This is a genomic window from Mesorhizobium sp. WSM4806 (assembly GCF_055811635.1).
On record NZ_JBVVQZ010000003.1, the window covers coordinates 1 to 15275 of the forward strand.

The 15275-nt window shown below is 64.2% G+C and carries 17 protein-coding genes and 1 pseudogene; 8 read left to right on the forward strand and 10 right to left on the reverse strand.

Annotated elements, in window-relative coordinates; all coding sequences use genetic code 11:
- Positions 1-113: 113 nt before the first annotated feature.
- The 3 genes from AC0L2M_RS05495 to AC0L2M_RS05505 all read right to left on the reverse strand — a co-directional run bounded on the left by AC0L2M_RS05495 (position 114) and on the right by AC0L2M_RS05505 (position 2651).
- Positions 114-911 (reverse strand): SH3 domain-containing protein, encoded by a 798-nt coding sequence (locus tag AC0L2M_RS05495; protein WP_473534281.1) that lies wholly within the window; start codon positions 909-911, stop codon positions 114-116.
- A gap of 370 nt (positions 912-1281) precedes the next feature.
- The gene (locus AC0L2M_RS05500; protein ID WP_473534282.1) at positions 1282-2040 is read right to left on the reverse strand and encodes a metallophosphoesterase family protein; all 759 of its coding nucleotides are present in this window, start codon (positions 2038-2040) and stop codon (positions 1282-1284) included.
- Positions 2041-2294: 254 nt separating this feature from the next.
- Positions 2295-2651, reverse strand: a complete 357-nt coding sequence (locus AC0L2M_RS05505) for an ArsR/SmtB family transcription factor (RefSeq protein WP_027151146.1) — start codon at positions 2649-2651, stop codon at positions 2295-2297.
- A gap of 191 nt (positions 2652-2842) precedes the next feature.
- Here AC0L2M_RS05505 and AC0L2M_RS05510 point away from each other — a divergent pair, with 191 nt between their 5' ends.
- Entirely contained in the window at positions 2843-4021 is a 1179-nt protein-coding gene (locus tag AC0L2M_RS05510; RefSeq protein ID WP_473481496.1) for an MFS transporter, read from the forward strand.
- 91 nt (positions 4022-4112) lie between these two features.
- Here the strand turns inward: AC0L2M_RS05510 and AC0L2M_RS05515 are convergent, their stop codons facing one another.
- Both AC0L2M_RS05515 and AC0L2M_RS05520 read right to left on the reverse strand, forming a co-directional pair.
- Positions 4113-4766 carry a dihydrofolate reductase family protein gene (locus AC0L2M_RS05515; RefSeq protein ID WP_473534283.1) on the reverse strand — a complete coding sequence of 218 codons (654 nt, stop codon included), beginning with the start codon at positions 4764-4766 and terminating at the stop codon, positions 4113-4115.
- Between the two features lie 147 nt (positions 4767-4913).
- A complete protein-coding gene (locus tag AC0L2M_RS05520; protein ID WP_236387360.1) occupies positions 4914-5747 on the reverse strand; it encodes a protein-L-isoaspartate O-methyltransferase family protein in 834 nt (277 codons plus the stop codon).
- Positions 5748-5840: 93 nt separating this feature from the next.
- On the opposite strand from AC0L2M_RS05520, the pseudogene AC0L2M_RS05525 reads away from it, so the two are divergent.
- From AC0L2M_RS05525 to AC0L2M_RS05540, 4 genes and pseudogenes are all read left to right on the forward strand, one after another.
- A pseudogene (locus tag AC0L2M_RS05525) lies at positions 5841-5977 on the forward strand (manganese-binding transcriptional regulator MntR); the annotation flags it as partial.
- A gap of 81 nt (positions 5978-6058) precedes the next feature.
- Positions 6059-6247 carry a hypothetical protein gene (locus AC0L2M_RS05530; protein WP_023799765.1) on the forward strand — a complete coding sequence of 63 codons (189 nt, stop codon included), beginning with the start codon at positions 6059-6061 and terminating at the stop codon, positions 6245-6247.
- Between the two features lie 204 nt (positions 6248-6451).
- Entirely contained in the window at positions 6452-7384 is a 933-nt protein-coding gene (gene ypfJ, locus AC0L2M_RS05535; RefSeq protein WP_023799764.1) for a KPN_02809 family neutral zinc metallopeptidase, read from the forward strand.
- A 179-nt stretch (positions 7385-7563) separates the two neighbouring features.
- Entirely contained in the window at positions 7564-8817 is a 1254-nt protein-coding gene (locus AC0L2M_RS05540) for a TCR/Tet family MFS transporter (RefSeq protein WP_128247800.1), read from the forward strand.
- A 1-nt stretch (position 8818) separates the two neighbouring features.
- Here the strand turns inward: AC0L2M_RS05540 and carA are convergent, their stop codons facing one another.
- On the reverse strand, positions 8819-10036 hold the full coding sequence (gene carA, locus AC0L2M_RS05545; protein WP_473534284.1) for a glutamine-hydrolyzing carbamoyl-phosphate synthase small subunit: 1218 nt from the start codon (positions 10034-10036) through the stop codon (positions 8819-8821).
- A gap of 277 nt (positions 10037-10313) precedes the next feature.
- On the opposite strand from carA, the gene AC0L2M_RS05550 reads away from it, so the two are divergent.
- Positions 10314-10763 carry a GatB/YqeY domain-containing protein gene (locus tag AC0L2M_RS05550; protein ID WP_473534285.1) on the forward strand — a complete coding sequence of 150 codons (450 nt, stop codon included), beginning with the start codon at positions 10314-10316 and terminating at the stop codon, positions 10761-10763.
- An 81-nt stretch (positions 10764-10844) separates the two neighbouring features.
- Here the strand turns inward: AC0L2M_RS05550 and AC0L2M_RS05555 are convergent, their stop codons facing one another.
- Positions 10845-11309, reverse strand: coding sequence for a DUF1801 domain-containing protein (locus AC0L2M_RS05555; protein ID WP_473534286.1), 465 nt, complete (start codon positions 11307-11309; stop codon positions 10845-10847).
- A 174-nt stretch (positions 11310-11483) separates the two neighbouring features.
- Between AC0L2M_RS05555 and AC0L2M_RS05560 the strand changes: the two genes are divergently transcribed.
- Positions 11484-12374, forward strand: coding sequence for an arginase family protein (locus AC0L2M_RS05560; RefSeq protein ID WP_473534287.1), 891 nt, complete (start codon positions 11484-11486; stop codon positions 12372-12374).
- A gap of 13 nt (positions 12375-12387) precedes the next feature.
- On the opposite strand, the gene AC0L2M_RS05565 is transcribed toward AC0L2M_RS05560, so the two are convergent.
- Positions 12388-12816: a DUF1801 domain-containing protein gene (locus AC0L2M_RS05565; protein ID WP_473534485.1), complete on the reverse strand. Its 429-nt coding sequence runs from the start codon at positions 12814-12816 to the stop codon at positions 12388-12390.
- 184 nt (positions 12817-13000) lie between these two features.
- Between AC0L2M_RS05565 and AC0L2M_RS05570 the strand changes: the two genes are divergently transcribed.
- The gene (locus AC0L2M_RS05570) at positions 13001-13558 is read left to right on the forward strand and encodes a GNAT family N-acetyltransferase (RefSeq protein WP_473534288.1); all 558 of its coding nucleotides are present in this window, start codon (positions 13001-13003) and stop codon (positions 13556-13558) included.
- A 10-nt stretch (positions 13559-13568) separates the two neighbouring features.
- Here the strand turns inward: AC0L2M_RS05570 and AC0L2M_RS05575 are convergent, their stop codons facing one another.
- Positions 13569-14750, reverse strand: a complete 1182-nt coding sequence (locus tag AC0L2M_RS05575; protein WP_473534289.1) for an MFS transporter — start codon at positions 14748-14750, stop codon at positions 13569-13571.
- Between the two features lie 126 nt (positions 14751-14876).
- Positions 14877-15089, reverse strand: coding sequence for a DUF2061 domain-containing protein (locus tag AC0L2M_RS05580; protein WP_023799755.1), 213 nt, complete (start codon positions 15087-15089; stop codon positions 14877-14879).
- Between the last annotated feature and the right edge of the window lie 186 nt (positions 15090-15275).

Consider the following 15275-nt stretch of genomic DNA (forward strand, 5'->3'; position numbering starts at 1 on the left):
GGCAGTAGGGCAGTAGGGCAGTAGGGCAGTAGGGCAGTAGGGCAGTAGGGCAGTAGGGCAGTAGGGCAGTAGGGCAGGGGTTCGAGCGCCCTTAAACATATTGCCCTACTGCCCTACTGCCTTATTCCCCTTAGCCACTCATTCCCCAGCGCCAGGGCGTCGGTAATCTCGAATCGTTCGGCAACGCCGACACGGATGATGTTCAGGCCGCCCTCGCGGGTGTAGCGGAATTCACCTGACGCGTTCGAGCCGGCGGGCCGACCGGCCTGGAATCTGATGACCCGGGTGCCGCCATCGGGCCAGGTCACGGTGATCTCGGCTTTGTCGCCCGTGTGGACAACGCCTGCCTTGCAGCTGGTCATCGGCTGGCCGACATGGCGCGCGCAAGGAATCTCGTTGCGGGCACCCAGCGCCGGCGCGGGCCTGCCTGGCGGCTGCAGCCGCGCAACGGTTTGCGCGTTGGCCGGAGGCGCCGCATTGGCGGCGCGATTGCGGATGGGCTTGTCCGCTGCCGCGGGCGCCTGCTTCTCGCCGGCCGAAGGATTTTCGCTGGCAAAAAGCGCCAGGCGGTAAGCATCCTCGATGGCCACTCTGCCGATTGCCTCAACGGCAGTCATCGTGGGTTCGCGACCGGTCGCATCCAGGCGCGCCGTCAGGTCCGGCGGTGGCTGATCTGCAGTTGCCGGGTTCGAGTCGCCGGCTGCAGCGGCCGTGCTTTCGCCGGTCGCTTCGATATCCACCTCCGCAACTGCCGCCGGATTCTCGGGGTTCAGGTAGCGCGCGGGAGCCCATCCCGCCAGTTGCGGGTTGTCAATTTCTGCGACCTTGCACCAACGATAGCCATTGACGTCGTTGCAGCCGAGATTGTTGACGCTCGTGCCATTCGGCAGCCGAGCCTTGATCTTGCCCATCGCCGATGCCGTGGCGCGGACGTTCAGGAGATCGCCCGGAGCAAGGTCGGTCACGATGGAGACGAAAGGCGCCTCCTCGGCCCTGGCCGGCAGCAGCGCCGTCAGCAGGAGAGGGGCGGCAATCAGCAGCGTCGTTCGGAGCGTAACTGTGCGCCTCATCATTTTGGCCGTGGGCGATATAAGCATTTCCGAGGCGCGGCCGGGCACAGAATCGCCGCCGCATTCCAGGACGATTTTATAAGCGACGACATGGCGCTATGTAAGCCGGAAAATGCGGCCGGGGAATGGTGTTCGGTCCGCGGCATGAGCAAGCTCAGCGTGCGGCATGAACGCGTTCCGCGTTCATGCCTGGGGTATGAACTCGTTGCGTTCAGTCGGACATAAATCCGGTGCGCAGTGCGTAGGCCCATTCCGGCCGCCCCGCCTGTTCGGCCTGCCGCGCTGCCGCCTCATGGTCATAGTCGACGGCGATGGCGTCGAAGCGGTCGGAGCGGCCCGGCCCACCCAATTCGACGATGCCGTAGCGTGCATGCGGAGAGCCTTGCTCGGAGACATGCGCCGGTGGCGTGTCGTCACCATAAGCGGGGCAGCCGATGCTGCCCGGATTGAAGACCACCGGGCCGTCGGGGATACGGATCAGTTCGCTGCGGTGGCTGTGGCCACACAGCACGATGCGGCAAGCGGGATCGAGCGTGGCCAGCCGCCGCTTGATGGCGACGAGCGGCGCGCGCGCCAGCCGGCCGTCGGCCATCGTATCGGTAAGGTATTTTTCGTCATGGTCGGGTCGGGCATGAAAGGCGGTCACGGCTGGGGCGATCTCCAGCGTGAGCGGCAAGGCCAACAGTGCCTCGCGCTGGACCGATGTCAGCCGTTCCTGCGCATAGCGGTCGGACGGCCACATGGCTTCATCCGCGGTATCGCGGGCGACGCGGCGGTCGTGGTTGCCGCGAACTGTCGGCAGGGCGAGCGCTTCAAGCCGCTCCATGGTTTCGCGCGGCCAGAGCGGGCCGGAGACGCAATCGCCGAGATTGAGGATGAGGTCAGCACCACCGCGCTGGCGCAGATCGTCGAGCACGGCGTCCAGGGCGAGGATGTTGCCGTGGATATCGGCGAGAACGGCAATGCGCATGGGAAGCTCCGTGAGTTGACGAATGACTGGCAGGGGAAGAGCGGACCCTACAGGACTTGGGTTCCTCGCCCCCACCAAAGTGGGGGAGAGGTGGCTCGGCGAAGCCGAGACGGAGAGGGGGACTGCGCCGACGTGATTCCGAATGCTTTTAGACAACTTTCCCCTGGTGTGCCACTTCAGAGGCCCCCCTCTCCGACCGCTTCGCGGCCACCTCTCCCCCGCTATGCGGGGCGAGGAACCCAAGTCCTGCTAGGCTAGGCGCGAACTTCAATCTCGGAGGCGCCGACCGCGGGCAGAGCTGGGTCGTCGACGGCTGCGGCAATGACGCTATCGAGCAGCCCCGGAAAGCGTGCATTGAGATCGTCGCGGCGCAGCGTGATCAGCCGGCTGGTGCCGACGACCTCGGTGCGGGTGACGCCGGCCTCGCGCAATTTGGCCAGGTGGTAACTGAGATTGGTCTTTGAGCCGAGATCGAGGAACTGGCTGCAATTCAGCGGCACGCCCTCCTTGCTGGCGAGATAGCGCACGATGGCCAGCCGGGTGGGATCGCCGAGCACGGCAAGCACGTTCGGCAGGCTGATCTGGTCGGCGGTGGGGTGGGGCAGCGTCATGCCGGAGAACTAAGCGCAATCAGGGCCGATTTCAACGCATCTCCTCCTGGTGGATGCCCTCAGTTTCCACCTCCCGCTACCTTGTCCTGACATGGGGCTGTCAGCAGGGTTCGGCTATTCTCGGGCGGCTCATTGACAACATGCGCCATTATGTACAATTGTTCAATGACTTTTGAACTAAGGATTTCACCATGGACAAGCGCCTCTTCTGGCTTGCGCTCGGATCATTCACGATCGCGACCGAAGGCTTCGTCATCTCCAGCCTGCTGCCTGACATCGCGGGGGATGCCGGCATCTCGGTCTCGCTCGCCGGGACGCTGATCACCGCCTTCGCGCTCGCCTATGCGCTCGGCGCGCCGATCCTGGCGACGCTGACCGGCGAATGGGACCGGCGACGCGTCATCTTGTGGACGCTGGTGTTTTTCGTGCTGGGCAACCTGGCGGCGGCGCTCAGTTCCTCCTTCGAACTGCTGCTGATCGCGCGCATCGTCATGGCGCTGTCGTCCGGCCTGTTTGCGGCGACGGCGCAGGGGACGGCCGTGGCGCTTGTCGATGATCATCACCGCGCCCGCGCCATTGCCGTCGTCGTCGGCGGCACTACGGTGGCGGTGGCGGTCGGCGCACCCCTCGGCGCGCTTGTCGCGACGGTTGCGGGCTGGCGCGGCACGTTCTTTGCCATCGCCGGGCTCGGCGCACTGGCCGGCGCAATCCTGTGGTACCGGCTGCCGCGCGGCATCGTCGGCACCAAGCTGCCGCTCAGGCAGCGGCTGGCCGCAACGCTTCGCCCCGGCGTGCCGTCGATCCTGCTGACTACACTTTTGGCGCTCACCGGCGCCTTCACGGTCTTTGCCTTTGTCGCGCCGCTAGCCATCGAAGGCGGCGGCTTGAGCCCGATCGCGCTGCCCGGCATGCTGCTTGCGTTCGGTGTCGGCGCCGTCATCGGCAACATCGCCGGCGGGCAGGCGGCCGACCGCTTCGGTGCGACGCGCACCGTCACTTGGTCGCTGGCGCTGAGTGCGGTCATGCTGGTGATGCTTTCGGTCATCCCGGCCTTCCTGCCGCACAGCATCGCCGGGCCGGCGCTGATGGCCATGATGGTGCCGTGGGGCATCGTCGGCTGGGCCTTCCCGCCGGCGCAGGCCAGCCGCATCATCAGGCTGGCGCCCGACGCAGCGCCCATCGTGCTGTCGCTCAACGCTTCGGCGCTCTATCTCGGCGTGGCGCTGGGCGCCGTCGTCGGCGGCGCGGTGCTGCGCTATGGCGCGCCGGCTGATCTCGGCCTGATCGCAGCGGTGTTCCCGATCCTGGGTCTTGGCGTCATGCTGGCCGGCCACCGGGCCGCCCGGGCGGTGGCCATGCCGGCGGAGTAAAGGAAGATCGCGGAAGCGTGGCGCTGTCCTCATCGCGCTGCCGGGCAGAATTTGGGTTCCGAGCAAGGAACTCAGGTCCTGTAACCCCACACTACTTCCAGGTCCGGCGCCTCTCGATCTCGGCTTCGGACGGCTGTTGCTGGGCGAAGGATCCAGTCTTGATCTCACCGGCGCGTTCATAGCTCGCTATGATGACGCCGGTGGTCGATGCCTGTGAGCGGTTCAGCTTGAAAGCCGCCGGGATTGCGCCGCTGCCAAACAGCCGCTTGCCCTTGCCCAGTACCAGCGGGAAGGTCAGCAGGCTGATCTCGTCGATCAGGTCGTTGGCGAGCAAGGTCTGGACGAGTTCGCTCGATCCCTGGATGAGCAAGCCCGGCCCATCCTCCTGCTTGAGCTGGCGCAGGGTAGCCACGACGTCGTCGCCAAGCGACTGGCTGTTTTGCCACGACAGCGTGTCGGGCCGGTGGGTGGCCACATATTTGGTGACGGCGTTGAAACGGTCGGCGATCGGATCGTCTTTCTGGTACGGCCAATGCGCGGCGAAGATGTCGTAGGTCTTGCGGCCGAGGAGCAGCGCGAAGGGTTTTGCGAAGGTCTCACCAATAAAGGCGCCCCCGACGTCGTCCCAGTAATGGAACGTCCAGCCACCGAATTCGAAGCCGCCGAGCGGGTCTTCTTGCGGCCCACCGGGCGCTTGCATGACGCCGTCGAGGCTGACGAATGTCGCAGTGGTGATCTTCCTCATTGGATTCTCCCTTTCATTATCCGTGCCGTTGCCGCCGAATTTCGGCCAAAGGACGTGCGAGCGGAAGCCTGCCCGACAGGGCCGGAAAATTTCTGGGTCCCCGGCGCATATCGAGCGGCAAGCACGGGACGCCTCGACGCGGCGACGTCATTGCGACCGCCTGCCGCCAACACTTTGCGACGAGAACCAGACGTCGCCGATGACGGCGGTGGCGGTGCGGTCCGGTGCCTTGTCGGCCGTCAGCCAGATCTTTCGGCTGCGTGCCGCCTTGTCGCGGTCGATTTTTGTCGAGGCCGCCGAGGCGCCGATGCAAGGGATAAACCATGATCGCATGAACGGATCGCAGGCAAACCCCTTATCCGTGCGTGTCACCATCACCGCGAGGCCAATGCGCTCGGCCGGACGCCACGGAAAGACCATGCGGCCGCCGGGCTTCAGCGCCTTCAGCCATTCGGCTGGGGGTGCCGCAACGCCGGCATTGACATAGATGATGTCGGACGGTGGCAGGCCGCCGACGACCGCATCGCCATGGATGGCGGTCACATTGCCGTAGGCTTCGAGATTCTTGATCGCACGTTCGGCGAGACTGGAATCCAGTTCGAAAGCGGTGACTGCGCCGCCCGGCGAAACCAGTTTTGCCAGCAGAGCTGTGTAATAGCCGGTGCCGGCGCCGACATGAGTGACGGCCTCGCCGGGTTTTGGCGCCACCTTGCCGATCCACATGGCATGCAGGAACGGCTCGCCATTGTTGATGCCCTTTTCGGCGTCGAGCGACACCAGCACGTTCTGATAGATGTGAACAGGATCGGCGCTCGGCGTTTCTACCTTGCCGTTGCCGGCGACGACCGTCCACGGCCCGGGCCCGAGAAAAGCTTCGCGCGGCACCGCGGCGAACACGTCCTCGAGACGCGGATCGGCCGAACCTGCATTGGCAGCCATCAGTCGCGCGTAGAATTTTCTGGCTTCGGCAATTCTGGTCATGTCGCGTGAGAAGATAGCGCGATTGACCGAATTGTCGCGCAGCCCCACGAGCTCACTCAATGCATGGTCGAGAAAACCCTCAGCCGACGCGGCGAAGCGCGGCGCCGTGCGCTGCTCAAAGATTATATGCAGCTTGTCGCCGACCTGATCGAGAACGGCAACGAGGCCCGGTCGACATCGCGGCGCGGCTCGGCGTCGCCCAGCCGACGGTGGCCAAGATGCGGACGCGGCCGACAGTCCTGCCGGAACCGCCGCGCTGCCGCGGCGTTTGAGATCGTGCCAGCAATTGGCGCGAGACCGAGGAGGATACGATGGGCGTTGAACAGGCACCGACAGCGAAGGGCAAGCAAGCGGCCAAGGGATTGAAGCAGGCTGCGGCGAAGGACGAACGCAAGACCGAAGCGGATACTGGACGCCCGCTCAAGAAGGGCGGGGCCCGCTTCGAGGAGCGCTCGAAAAGCTCGGACGGCAAGAGCGCGGGCACCAAGCAGAAGATCTGAGCGTGACTGACCAAGTCCAAGACCAAAAAAAGCGCCGGCAGGGCTCTCAGCCGCGGGTGTCGTGCACGGACTGACCCCAGAGCCGGCGGGCCCGTCATGCGAAAAATACTGTGACTTGGCGCAACCATTGGGATAATTGTTTGTTGGGTCGGATCGGGCCATGAGATCGGCAAGGTACCGATACGTGCATCGCGGGGAGTTGCCATGCTCTGGAAAGGTCGTCGTCAAAGTGACAATGTCGAGGACCAACGCGGCCAGGGCGGCGGGCTCAACCTGCCGCGCGGCGGCCCCGGCCGTCTCCGCATCCCGATCGGCGGCCGCTCCGGCGGCGGAATGTCGCTGTCGACCATCATCATTCTCGTGGTCCTCTATTTCGGGCTGAAGGCCATCGGCATCGACCCGCTTCAGATCCTGGCCGGTGGCGGCTTGGTGCCGGGTGGCGGCGGTCAGATCACCGACAACAGCGGAGAACAGGGCGGTGGCACCGGGGCACCCGCCTCCGACGAGATGAAGCAGTTCGTTTCGACTGTCCTGGCCGAGACCGAGGACACCTGGACCGGCATTTTCCGGGCCGAGGGCCTGACCTACGAGGACCCCAAGCTGGTCCTGTTCAGCGGGCAGATCCGTTCGGCTTGCGGCTTCGCCTCGTCCGCGGCCGGCCCGTTCTACTGCCCCGGCGACCGCAAGGTCTATCTCGACACCACCTTCTTCCAGCAGCTCGACCAGCAATTCGGCGCTTCGGGCGATTTTGCCCAAGCCTATGTGATCGCGCATGAGGTCGGCCACCATGTCCAGAACCTCACCGGCATCCTGCCCAAGTTCAACCAGATGCGGCAGCAGATGGGCGAGGCCGAGGCCAACCACATGTCGGTGCAGGTCGAGCTCCAGGCGGATTGCTTCGCCGGCGTCTGGGCGCATTTCACCGGGCAGAAAGGCATTCTGGAACAGGGCGACATGGACGAGGCGCTGAACGCCGCCCAGCAGATCGGCGACGACACGATGCAGAAGAAGATGCAGGGCTATGTCGTGCCGGAAAGCTTCAACCATGGCACCTCGCAGCAGCGTCAAACCTGGCTGGCACGCGGCTACAAGAGCGGCAAGCTGTCGGACTGCGATACGTTCAACACCCCGATCTGAGGTGTTTGGGCTCTCGTTGAAATGGCGTTGAAAGGGGCGGCGGTGCAGCCGCGCTCATATCGACAGTTGATGTCAGGATGAAAATTCCTGGCCTGTTCCCTTATTGTTCTGTGGGGCTTGCTCGCCTATAACGAGCTTTCCACCTTCGCTGCGAGGCGGCTCCAGGAGTCGATACCGTCATGATCGAAGCCAAAACCGCCAGGCGGGGCCTTGCGCTTGTTTTCACCACGCTGCTGCTCGACATCACCGGCATCGGCATCATCATGCCGGTGCTGCCGGCCTATCTGCAGGAACTGACCGGCGTCGGGGTCAGCGAAGCGGCGATCGAAGGCGGCTGGCTGTTCTTCGTCTATGCGGCCATGCAGTTCCTGTTCGCGCCGCTGGTCGGCAATCTCAGCGACCGCTTCGGCCGTCGTCCGATCCTGCTGGCCTCGGTGCTGACCTTCGCCGTCGACAATCTGATCTGCGCGGTGGCCTGGTCCTATTGGGTCCTGTTCATCGGCCGGGTGCTGGCCGGCATCAGCGGCGCCAGCTATTCGACCGCCTCCGCCTTCATCGCCGATGTCAGCACCGACGAGAACAGGGCGAAGAATTTCGGCCTGCTTGGCATCGCCTTCGGCGTCGGTTTCGTCATCGGCCCGGTGCTGGGCGGGTTGCTCGGCGAATTCGGGCCGCGCGTGCCGTTCTGGGGCGCGGCGGTGCTTGCTCTGATCAACTTCATCGTCGGCTGGTTCTTCCTGCCGGAAACGCTGGAGCAGCATCACCGGCGCCGCTTCGAATGGCGCCGCGCCAATCCTCTCGGCGCCCTGAAGCAGATGCGCAATTACAAGGGGATCGGCTGGATCGGCCTGGTGTTCTTCCTGATGACGCTCGGTCACATGATGTACCCTGCCGTGTGGTCGTTCGTCGGCAGTTACCGCTACGGCTGGAGCGAACAGCAGATCGGCTTCTCACTCGGCGTCTTCGGCCTTGGCGGGGCGTTGGTGATGGGTTTTGTCCTGCCGCGCGTCATCCCACGGCTCGGCGAATGGCGGACCGCCGCCATCGGCCTTGCTTTTACCGCGCTCGCCGCCTTCGGCTATGCCGCGGCGTGGAAGGGCTGGATGATCTATGCGGTGATCGTGGCGACCTGCCTCGAGGCGCTGGCCGATCCGCCGCTGCGGAGCCTGGCGGCGGCCAAGGTGCCGCCCTCCGCGCAAGGCGAACTGCAAGGTGCGATGACGAGCGTGTTTTCGATCACCAGCATCATAACGCCGCTGCTTTATACGGGAATCTTCGCCTGGTTCACCGGGCCGAGCGCGCCGGTGACGTTCGGCGGCGCGCCCTTTGTGCTCGGCGGTATCTTTCTTGCTTTGTCGCTGATCGCGTTTGTGCTCAGGGTCGAGAAGCCGAGCGCGGTGAGGGACGTCACGACGGCGACGGTGCGAACCTGAATCAGGCGCGCTCCGCCAGCGCCGGCTCGCCGCGCTTTTCGCGGATGAGATTGACGAAGCGGCGGAACAGATAATGCGAGTCCTGCGGGCCCGGCGAGGCTTCGGGATGATGCTGGACCGAAAACACCGGCCTGCCAGTCAGGGTGATGCCGCAGTTCGAGCCGTCGAACAGCGAGACATGGGTTTCTTCGACGCCCGTGGGCAACGAGCCGGCATCGACGGCAAAGCCGTGGTTCATCGAGACGATCTCAACCTTGCCGGTGGTGTGATCCTTGACCGGATGATTGGCGCCGTGATGGCCTTGATGCATTTTGGCGGTCCTGCCGCCAAGCGCCAGCGCCAGCATCTGGTGGCCGAGGCAGATGCCGAAGACCGGGATGTCGGTCTTTAGCAAGTCCTGGATGACCGGAACGGCATAGTCGCCGGTGGCTTCCGGGTCGCCGGGACCGTTGGAGAGAAAGATGCCGTCGGGCCGCATGGCCAGGATATCCTCGGCGCCGGTGTTGGCCGGCACCACGGTGACCTTGGCGCCCAGGCCGGCAAGCAGGCGCAATATGTTGCGTTTTACGCCGTAGTCGATGGCGACGACATGCATGGACGGATCGGTCTGTTCGCCAAAGCCCTCGTCCCAGACCCAGGGCGTCTCGCGCCAGATCGAGGACTGGCCGGAAGTGACGTCCTTGGCCAGGTCAAGCCCGATCAGGCCGGACCACGCAGCGGCGCGGCGCTTCAGCTCCTCGATGTCGAAGATGCCGTCGGGCGCGTGCGCGATGACGGCGTTGGGCATGCCCTTTTCGCGGATCAGCGCGGTCAGCGCGCGGGTGTCGATGCCCGAAAGCGCCACGATGCCACGTTTCTTCAGCCATTGGTCGAGACCAGAAGCGGCGCGATAGCTGGACGGATTGGTGACGTCGGCCTTGAACACGGCGCCGACGGCGCCGGCCCGGGCAACCGGGTTGAGATCCTCGATGTCCTCGTCATTGGTGCCGATATTGCCGATATGCGGAAAGGTGAATGTGACGATCTGGCCGGCATAGGACGGGTCGGTGAGGATTTCCTGATAGCCTGTCAGCGCGGTGTTGAAGCAGACTTCGGCGACGGCGGAGCCAGTGGCGCCAAGGCCGCGGCCCTCGATGACGGTGCCGTCGGCCAGCACCAGCAAGGCGGTCGGCTTCTCGGTGGCCCAAGTGGGGGTCGACGCGGCGGTCATCGTTGCCATGGCGGCACTCCTAAAGGCTGCGCCCTTCAATCGGTCCGGCGAACCATTCTGCGCAGCAAACCGCGCGCAGCGGCGATTTCGCAGCCAGCGCGCGCAACAAAAACTCAGTTCATGCAAGGCCCAGTACATAGGGGAAGGCGCCAGAGCGGTCAATGACGCTACGCCCGCAGGCGCGATTTATTTCGTCGAACAATATCAGCGGTTTGCCGGGCGGCGTCGAATTTGCCTTGGGCTTTCGGCACGGCTATTGTCCGTCGCATTCGAAGGAGAAAGCATCATGCGCGGCAAAATCGCCGAATCCCTGAAGACCGCGATGAAGGCGCAGGACAAGCGCCGGCTGCCGACATTGCGGCTGATCCAGGCGGCCATTCACGATCGCGACATCGCCAATCGCGGCGCCGGCAAGGAGCCGGCCAGCGACGACGAGATCCTGCAGATACTGGCCAAGATGGTGAAGCAGCGCGAAGAGTCGGCCAAGGCTTTCGACGACGGCAAGCGGCCGGAGCTTGCCGCGCAGGAGCGCGATGAGATGGCCATCATCCGCGATTTCCTGCCGACGCAACTGGGCCAGGCAGAGACCGAAACGGCGATCCGCACCGCCATCGCCGAGACCGGCGCCAGCAGCGTCAAGGACATGGGCAAGGTTATGGCCGTGCTCAAGGAGAAATACGCCGGCCAGATGGATTTCTCCAAGGCGAGCGGCATCGTCAAGGGACTGCTGCAGTAGGATTTTGCCGCTGCAGCGAGCTCGTAAGGCATTGGAGGAGGCGACAGCGAGGAGCCAGCCCTGGCCGCATATGATTGATTCTCAGGCGCTCTTCGGTTTCTGAGAGCGGGCGGGGCGGGCGGCAGCTCGCACCGACAGGTTCAGTGCCACGGCGGCGCGAATGAGCGCCTTCAACGCCTCTTCATCGATCTTGTCGCCCTCATGGATGTCGATGGCGCGCCTGGTGTTGCCTTCGAGGCTGGAGTTGAAGAGGCCAGATGGGTCCTCCAGCGTGGCGCCCCTGGCGAAAGTCATTTTCACGACATTCTTGTAGGTCTCACCGGTGCAGATAATTCCGGCGTGTTCCCACACCGGAACCCCTCTCCACTTCCACTCCTCGACCACTTCGGGATCGACCTGCTTGATGAGGGTTCGGATCCGAGCGAGCATCTCGCCCCGCCAATCGCTCAGCTCATTGATTCTCGCATCTATCAATTGAGAGGGGGTGTCTCCTCCTGCTCCCTCCGTCGAGTCGCCCTTCTTCATGGCTGTTGTCGCTTTGGTCATGATTGGTCCCAGTGGCTTTGTGAACGTTCGACGTCCGGCGTCTGGCGTACGCATCGATGCGGCGAGCCGTTTGCCGTTCCGGCGCGAGCAACAAACTCTCGACGTCGAGGAGGAACCTTCGTCGCTCCAGACCCGTTTTGCAACCAGGATCATGACGAAAAATGGAGCTTCGATTTGGCGGCGCGTTTGTTGAACATTTTCGGCGCCGCCACCAGCGCCGGCGCCTATTCGCCAGGGCAGGAACAAGCCCCCGCGGCGTTTCGGCGCCATGGGCTCGCAGAGGCGCTCGCGAGCCGAGGCAGAACCATCAGGGATCATAGCGATGTTGCATCGTTCCGGTGGCGACCGGACTCTTCGCGGCCGCAGGCCATGAACCTGGAGGCCGTGCGCGGGGCCTGTGACTTGGTCGCAAGCCACGTGGCGACGGCGATTTCGGCGCAGGAAGACGTGCTTGTTTTGGGCGGCGATTGTACCGTGGAGTTGGGCACGGTCGCCGGGGCGAACACGGCCGGCGCGCGGATCGGACTCGTCTACATGGACTTTGACGCCGATCTCAACACACCTGACACGAGCGACGGCGCCTTGGACTGGACTGGTGTCGCCCATCTGCTCAACATCCCGGGATGCGAGCCTTCGCTCGCGGGGCTCGGCCCAACGCGTCCGATGCTCGTGCCTCAGCAACTTCTCTATTTCGGCGTCGAGAATATCACTCCGCCTGAAGCCGCCGCGATCAGAGATCACGCGATCAAGGTCATTTCGCGTGAGGAAGCTTTGATTGATATCGAGGCGGCGGCGGCGCGCGCGGCCGAATGGGCGGCGCGCTTTGACTGTGTGCTTATTCACTTCGATGCCGATGTGCTCTCCTTTATCGATTTCCCGATTGCTGAGAATGTGCGCCGTTGCGACGGTCTCAAACTGGAGCAAGCCGCCTTCGTGCTAAAGCAGTTGACCGCCCTGCAGCAATGGCGCGGCCTGACCGTCACAGAAGTTAATCCGGCCCATGCGCCAGACGAGCCCACCGCGTTTGCACGCCTGAATGAGGTGTTTGCAGACGCCCTTGGCTAATTCGTGATGCATCTCACAGTCGCTCGCCTGGCAATTGGCTGGCTTGCTTCACCCAGGCGGCGAACTGGGCTTCGTCGAGCTGGTCCTCATAAATGTCGAGGTAGCGCACGTCCTTGTGCCTGGACTCGCCGGGAGGAACAGGACGCAGTGACGTGCCCCGGAAGAAGGTCACTTTGACGTAGCGGGTGAAGACATGAAACGACAGGAACCAGCCCTGGCCTTCGATGCCGTAAAACGGCGAGTTCCATTTGACGGCCTTGTGCACGCCGGGGACGGTGCGCACGATGATTGCGTCGAGGCGGCGCCCGACATCGCTTTTCCAGCCCAACATGGCCGCGATGTAGGCCTGCACCGGGGCGTCACCTTCGGCCTTCGCGATCTGGGGGTTGCCGCCTGCGAGGAGTGCCGGCTTCGCTTCCTTCCCGGACTGCGGCTTCGGCATCGCCTTGCGCGGTTTGGTTGCCGCGCCCCGCTCGGCGGCGGCCTTTGCCGACTTCTCGGACCTGTGGTCGGCCATTGTGTTCACTCCAAAGTAGGTGGACCCAATCGATGACATTTGATTTTAGAAAGCCGCCCCTGAAGATCAACTTCAGAATCCGAGGGCGGCAGCGGAGCGATCGTACGTCATGGTTGAACTCGTCAAACCGGCGCTTGAACATCTGCCGTCGTACAAGGCCGCCCTTGAGCGCGGCTGGTCGCCGGACAATGTACGGCTAATGGAGGCGACGCGCGAGCAGCTTGCGGCCATCGAAAAGAATCCAACGGCCGTCCTCGCCGATCTCGACGACCCCGATGCCAAGGGTGGTCCGATCACCTTGCTTGATGGGACGAACGTGCCGCGCCTGCCGGGATTCCGGCGCTGGATCTGGGACGGCGAAGTCGCCGGCTCGATCGGCCTTCGCTGGCAGCGCGGCACCGCCGAGCTGCCGCCACATGTGCTCGGCCACATCGGCTATGCCGTAGTGCCATGGAAGCGGCGGCGCGGCCATGCGACAGAGGCAGTGAGGCTGATGCTCGGCGAGGCGAGGGCGCTCGGCCTGCCCTTCGTCGAGATCACCGCCAAGCCGGGTAATCTCGCCTCGCAGAAGGTGGTCCTGGCCAATGGCGGACGGCTCGTCGGGCGATTCTTCGAGGACGCTGCCTATGGCGGCGCCGAAAGCCTGCGCTATCGCATCGACCTGTAGCGCCTGCCGACTATTCGGCAGCGGCCGGCAGCGGCGGCATCGTGTTTCGGCGCCACTCCCAGATATGTGAGGCGAGCGCGACCGCCACGGCGACCAGCATGGCCATGGCGCCAACCACCGGCAGGCTGCGATAGCCATAACCGGCATTGAGCATGGCGGCGCCGAGCGAGGCGGCCAGCGCGATGCCGACATTGAAGCCGGCCGGGATAAGCGATGAGGCGAGATTGGAGGCGTCCGCCGTCCAGGTCAGGATACGGGTCTGGATCGGGGTGCCGATGGCAAAGCTGAGACCACCCCAGATAGTGATCGCAACGACCATCGGCACCGGGTACGGGCTGGCGGTGTAAATGACGGCAAGTGTCACCGCCTGCATGAAAAGCATGGTGATGAGCGACGGCATCAGTTTCCAGTCGGCGAGCCGCCCGCCAAGAAAGACGCCGATCGTCGCGCCGACACCGTTGAGCAGCAGCACCCAGGGCACCAGGCCCTCGCCGAGGCCGGTGACTTCAAGCAGCGTCGGCGTGATGTAGGTGAACAGGCCGAACTGGCCGATCATCAGCATCAGCATGAGGATTAGCGACGTCCAAACCTGCTGGCGTGCGAGCACGCGGACCTCGCTGCCGAAACTGACGGGCCGGCGCGACGATCCCGTCCGGCGCGGCAGGAGGGCGGCCATGGCGGCGATGGAAACCACACCAAGCGCGCACATCACCCAGAACGTCGCGCGCCACCCCCAAATATTGCCAATCGCCGTGCCGGCCGGCACGCCGATGACATTGGAGACCGTGAGGCCCGACAGGATGAGCGCCACGGCCATTCCACGCTGATCCTGGCGGACCAGGCCGACCGCAACCACCATCGCGACGCCGAAATAGGCGCCGTGCGCCACGGCCACTGCAATCCGCAACAGCAACATGGAGGCGAAGTCGGGCGCAAGGGCGCAGGCGGCCTGGCCGATGGTGAAGGCTGCGGCAAGGCTAAGCAGCAACGCCTTGCGGGAAAGCGTCTTGGTGGCGAGCGTCAACAGCGGTCCGCCGATCGCGATGCCGCCGGCGTAGCCGGAGACGAGGTAGCCGGCGGTTGGGATGGAGACGCCAAGGCCGTCCGCCACCTGCGGCAGCACGCCGGCGATGACGAACTCGGTGGTGCCGAATGCGAACGCAGCGATGAACAGGGCGATGAGGGGAAGCATGGCGTGGGAAGGCGATCCTTGAACGAGATGGCTCAAATCACGGACGAGAGCGGCGGGCAATCGAGAAATTCTCGACGCCGCTTTAGGTTTTCTTCATCGGTTCAGCCAAGCTCCGGCCGCACAAGGCTAGACGGTCGTCGTCTTCCTTCCGTAGGGGATTTTCAACCATGCCCGCTCGTGAAAATAGTAGAGCAGCGATTTGGTGATGACCTCGGTCACGCCGATGGCCGCAGCGAGCTTGATGCTGCCCGTCACGATGAGCGAAATGATTATCGTGTCGACCGTGCCGGTGACGCGCCAGGAAAGCGCCTTGGCGAAACTGCGCGAATGGGTATCCATAGACTTTCTCCCGGCGGATTTTAAGCGATCCTTAGAGCGCCTTGCGTTCTGGTGGAACCAAAACCGCGCTCCAGGTCTTTGCTTGACGCGTGTTGTCCGGCGCCAAGCGAAGACGGTTGGCTGAAAAATGCTCTAGCCGACAGACGGAAGGGTTAGCAAAGACTAATTTTCGCGCGCGGGCTCCAG

Excerpts from the sequence above, each read along its gene's own strand:
- AC0L2M_RS05495 (WP_473534281.1), bottom strand. The coding sequence starts at position 911 with ATGGGCAAGATCAAGGCTCGGCTGCCGAATGGCACGAGCGTCAACAAT.
- AC0L2M_RS05500 (WP_473534282.1), bottom strand. The coding sequence starts at position 2,040 with ATGCGCATTGCCGTTCTCGCCGATATCCACGGCAACATCCTCGCCCTG.
- AC0L2M_RS05505 (WP_027151146.1), bottom strand. The coding sequence starts at position 2,651 with ATGACGCTGCCCCACCCCACCGCCGACCAGATCAGCCTGCCGAACGTG.
- AC0L2M_RS05510 (WP_473481496.1), top strand. The coding sequence starts at position 2,843 with ATGGACAAGCGCCTCTTCTGGCTTGCGCTCGGATCATTCACGATCGCG.
- AC0L2M_RS05515 (WP_473534283.1), bottom strand. The coding sequence starts at position 4,766 with ATGAGGAAGATCACCACTGCGACATTCGTCAGCCTCGACGGCGTCATG.
- AC0L2M_RS05520 (WP_236387360.1), bottom strand. The coding sequence starts at position 5,747 with ATGACCAGAATTGCCGAAGCCAGAAAATTCTACGCGCGACTGATGGCT.
- AC0L2M_RS05530 (WP_023799765.1), top strand. The coding sequence starts at position 6,059 with ATGGGCGTTGAACAGGCACCGACAGCGAAGGGCAAGCAAGCGGCCAAG.
- ypfJ (WP_023799764.1), top strand. The coding sequence starts at position 6,452 with ATGCTCTGGAAAGGTCGTCGTCAAAGTGACAATGTCGAGGACCAACGC.
- AC0L2M_RS05540 (WP_128247800.1), top strand. The coding sequence starts at position 7,564 with ATGATCGAAGCCAAAACCGCCAGGCGGGGCCTTGCGCTTGTTTTCACC.
- carA (WP_473534284.1), bottom strand. The coding sequence starts at position 10,036 with ATGGCAACGATGACCGCCGCGTCGACCCCCACTTGGGCCACCGAGAAG.
- AC0L2M_RS05550 (WP_473534285.1), top strand. The coding sequence starts at position 10,314 with ATGCGCGGCAAAATCGCCGAATCCCTGAAGACCGCGATGAAGGCGCAG.
- AC0L2M_RS05555 (WP_473534286.1), bottom strand. The coding sequence starts at position 11,309 with ATGACCAAAGCGACAACAGCCATGAAGAAGGGCGACTCGACGGAGGGA.
- AC0L2M_RS05565 (WP_473534485.1), bottom strand. The coding sequence starts at position 12,816 with ATGCCGAAGCCGCAGTCCGGGAAGGAAGCGAAGCCGGCACTCCTCGCA.
- AC0L2M_RS05570 (WP_473534288.1), top strand. The coding sequence starts at position 13,001 with ATGGTTGAACTCGTCAAACCGGCGCTTGAACATCTGCCGTCGTACAAG.
- AC0L2M_RS05575 (WP_473534289.1), bottom strand. The coding sequence starts at position 14,750 with ATGCTTCCCCTCATCGCCCTGTTCATCGCTGCGTTCGCATTCGGCACC.
- AC0L2M_RS05580 (WP_023799755.1), bottom strand. The coding sequence starts at position 15,089 with ATGGATACCCATTCGCGCAGTTTCGCCAAGGCGCTTTCCTGGCGCGTC.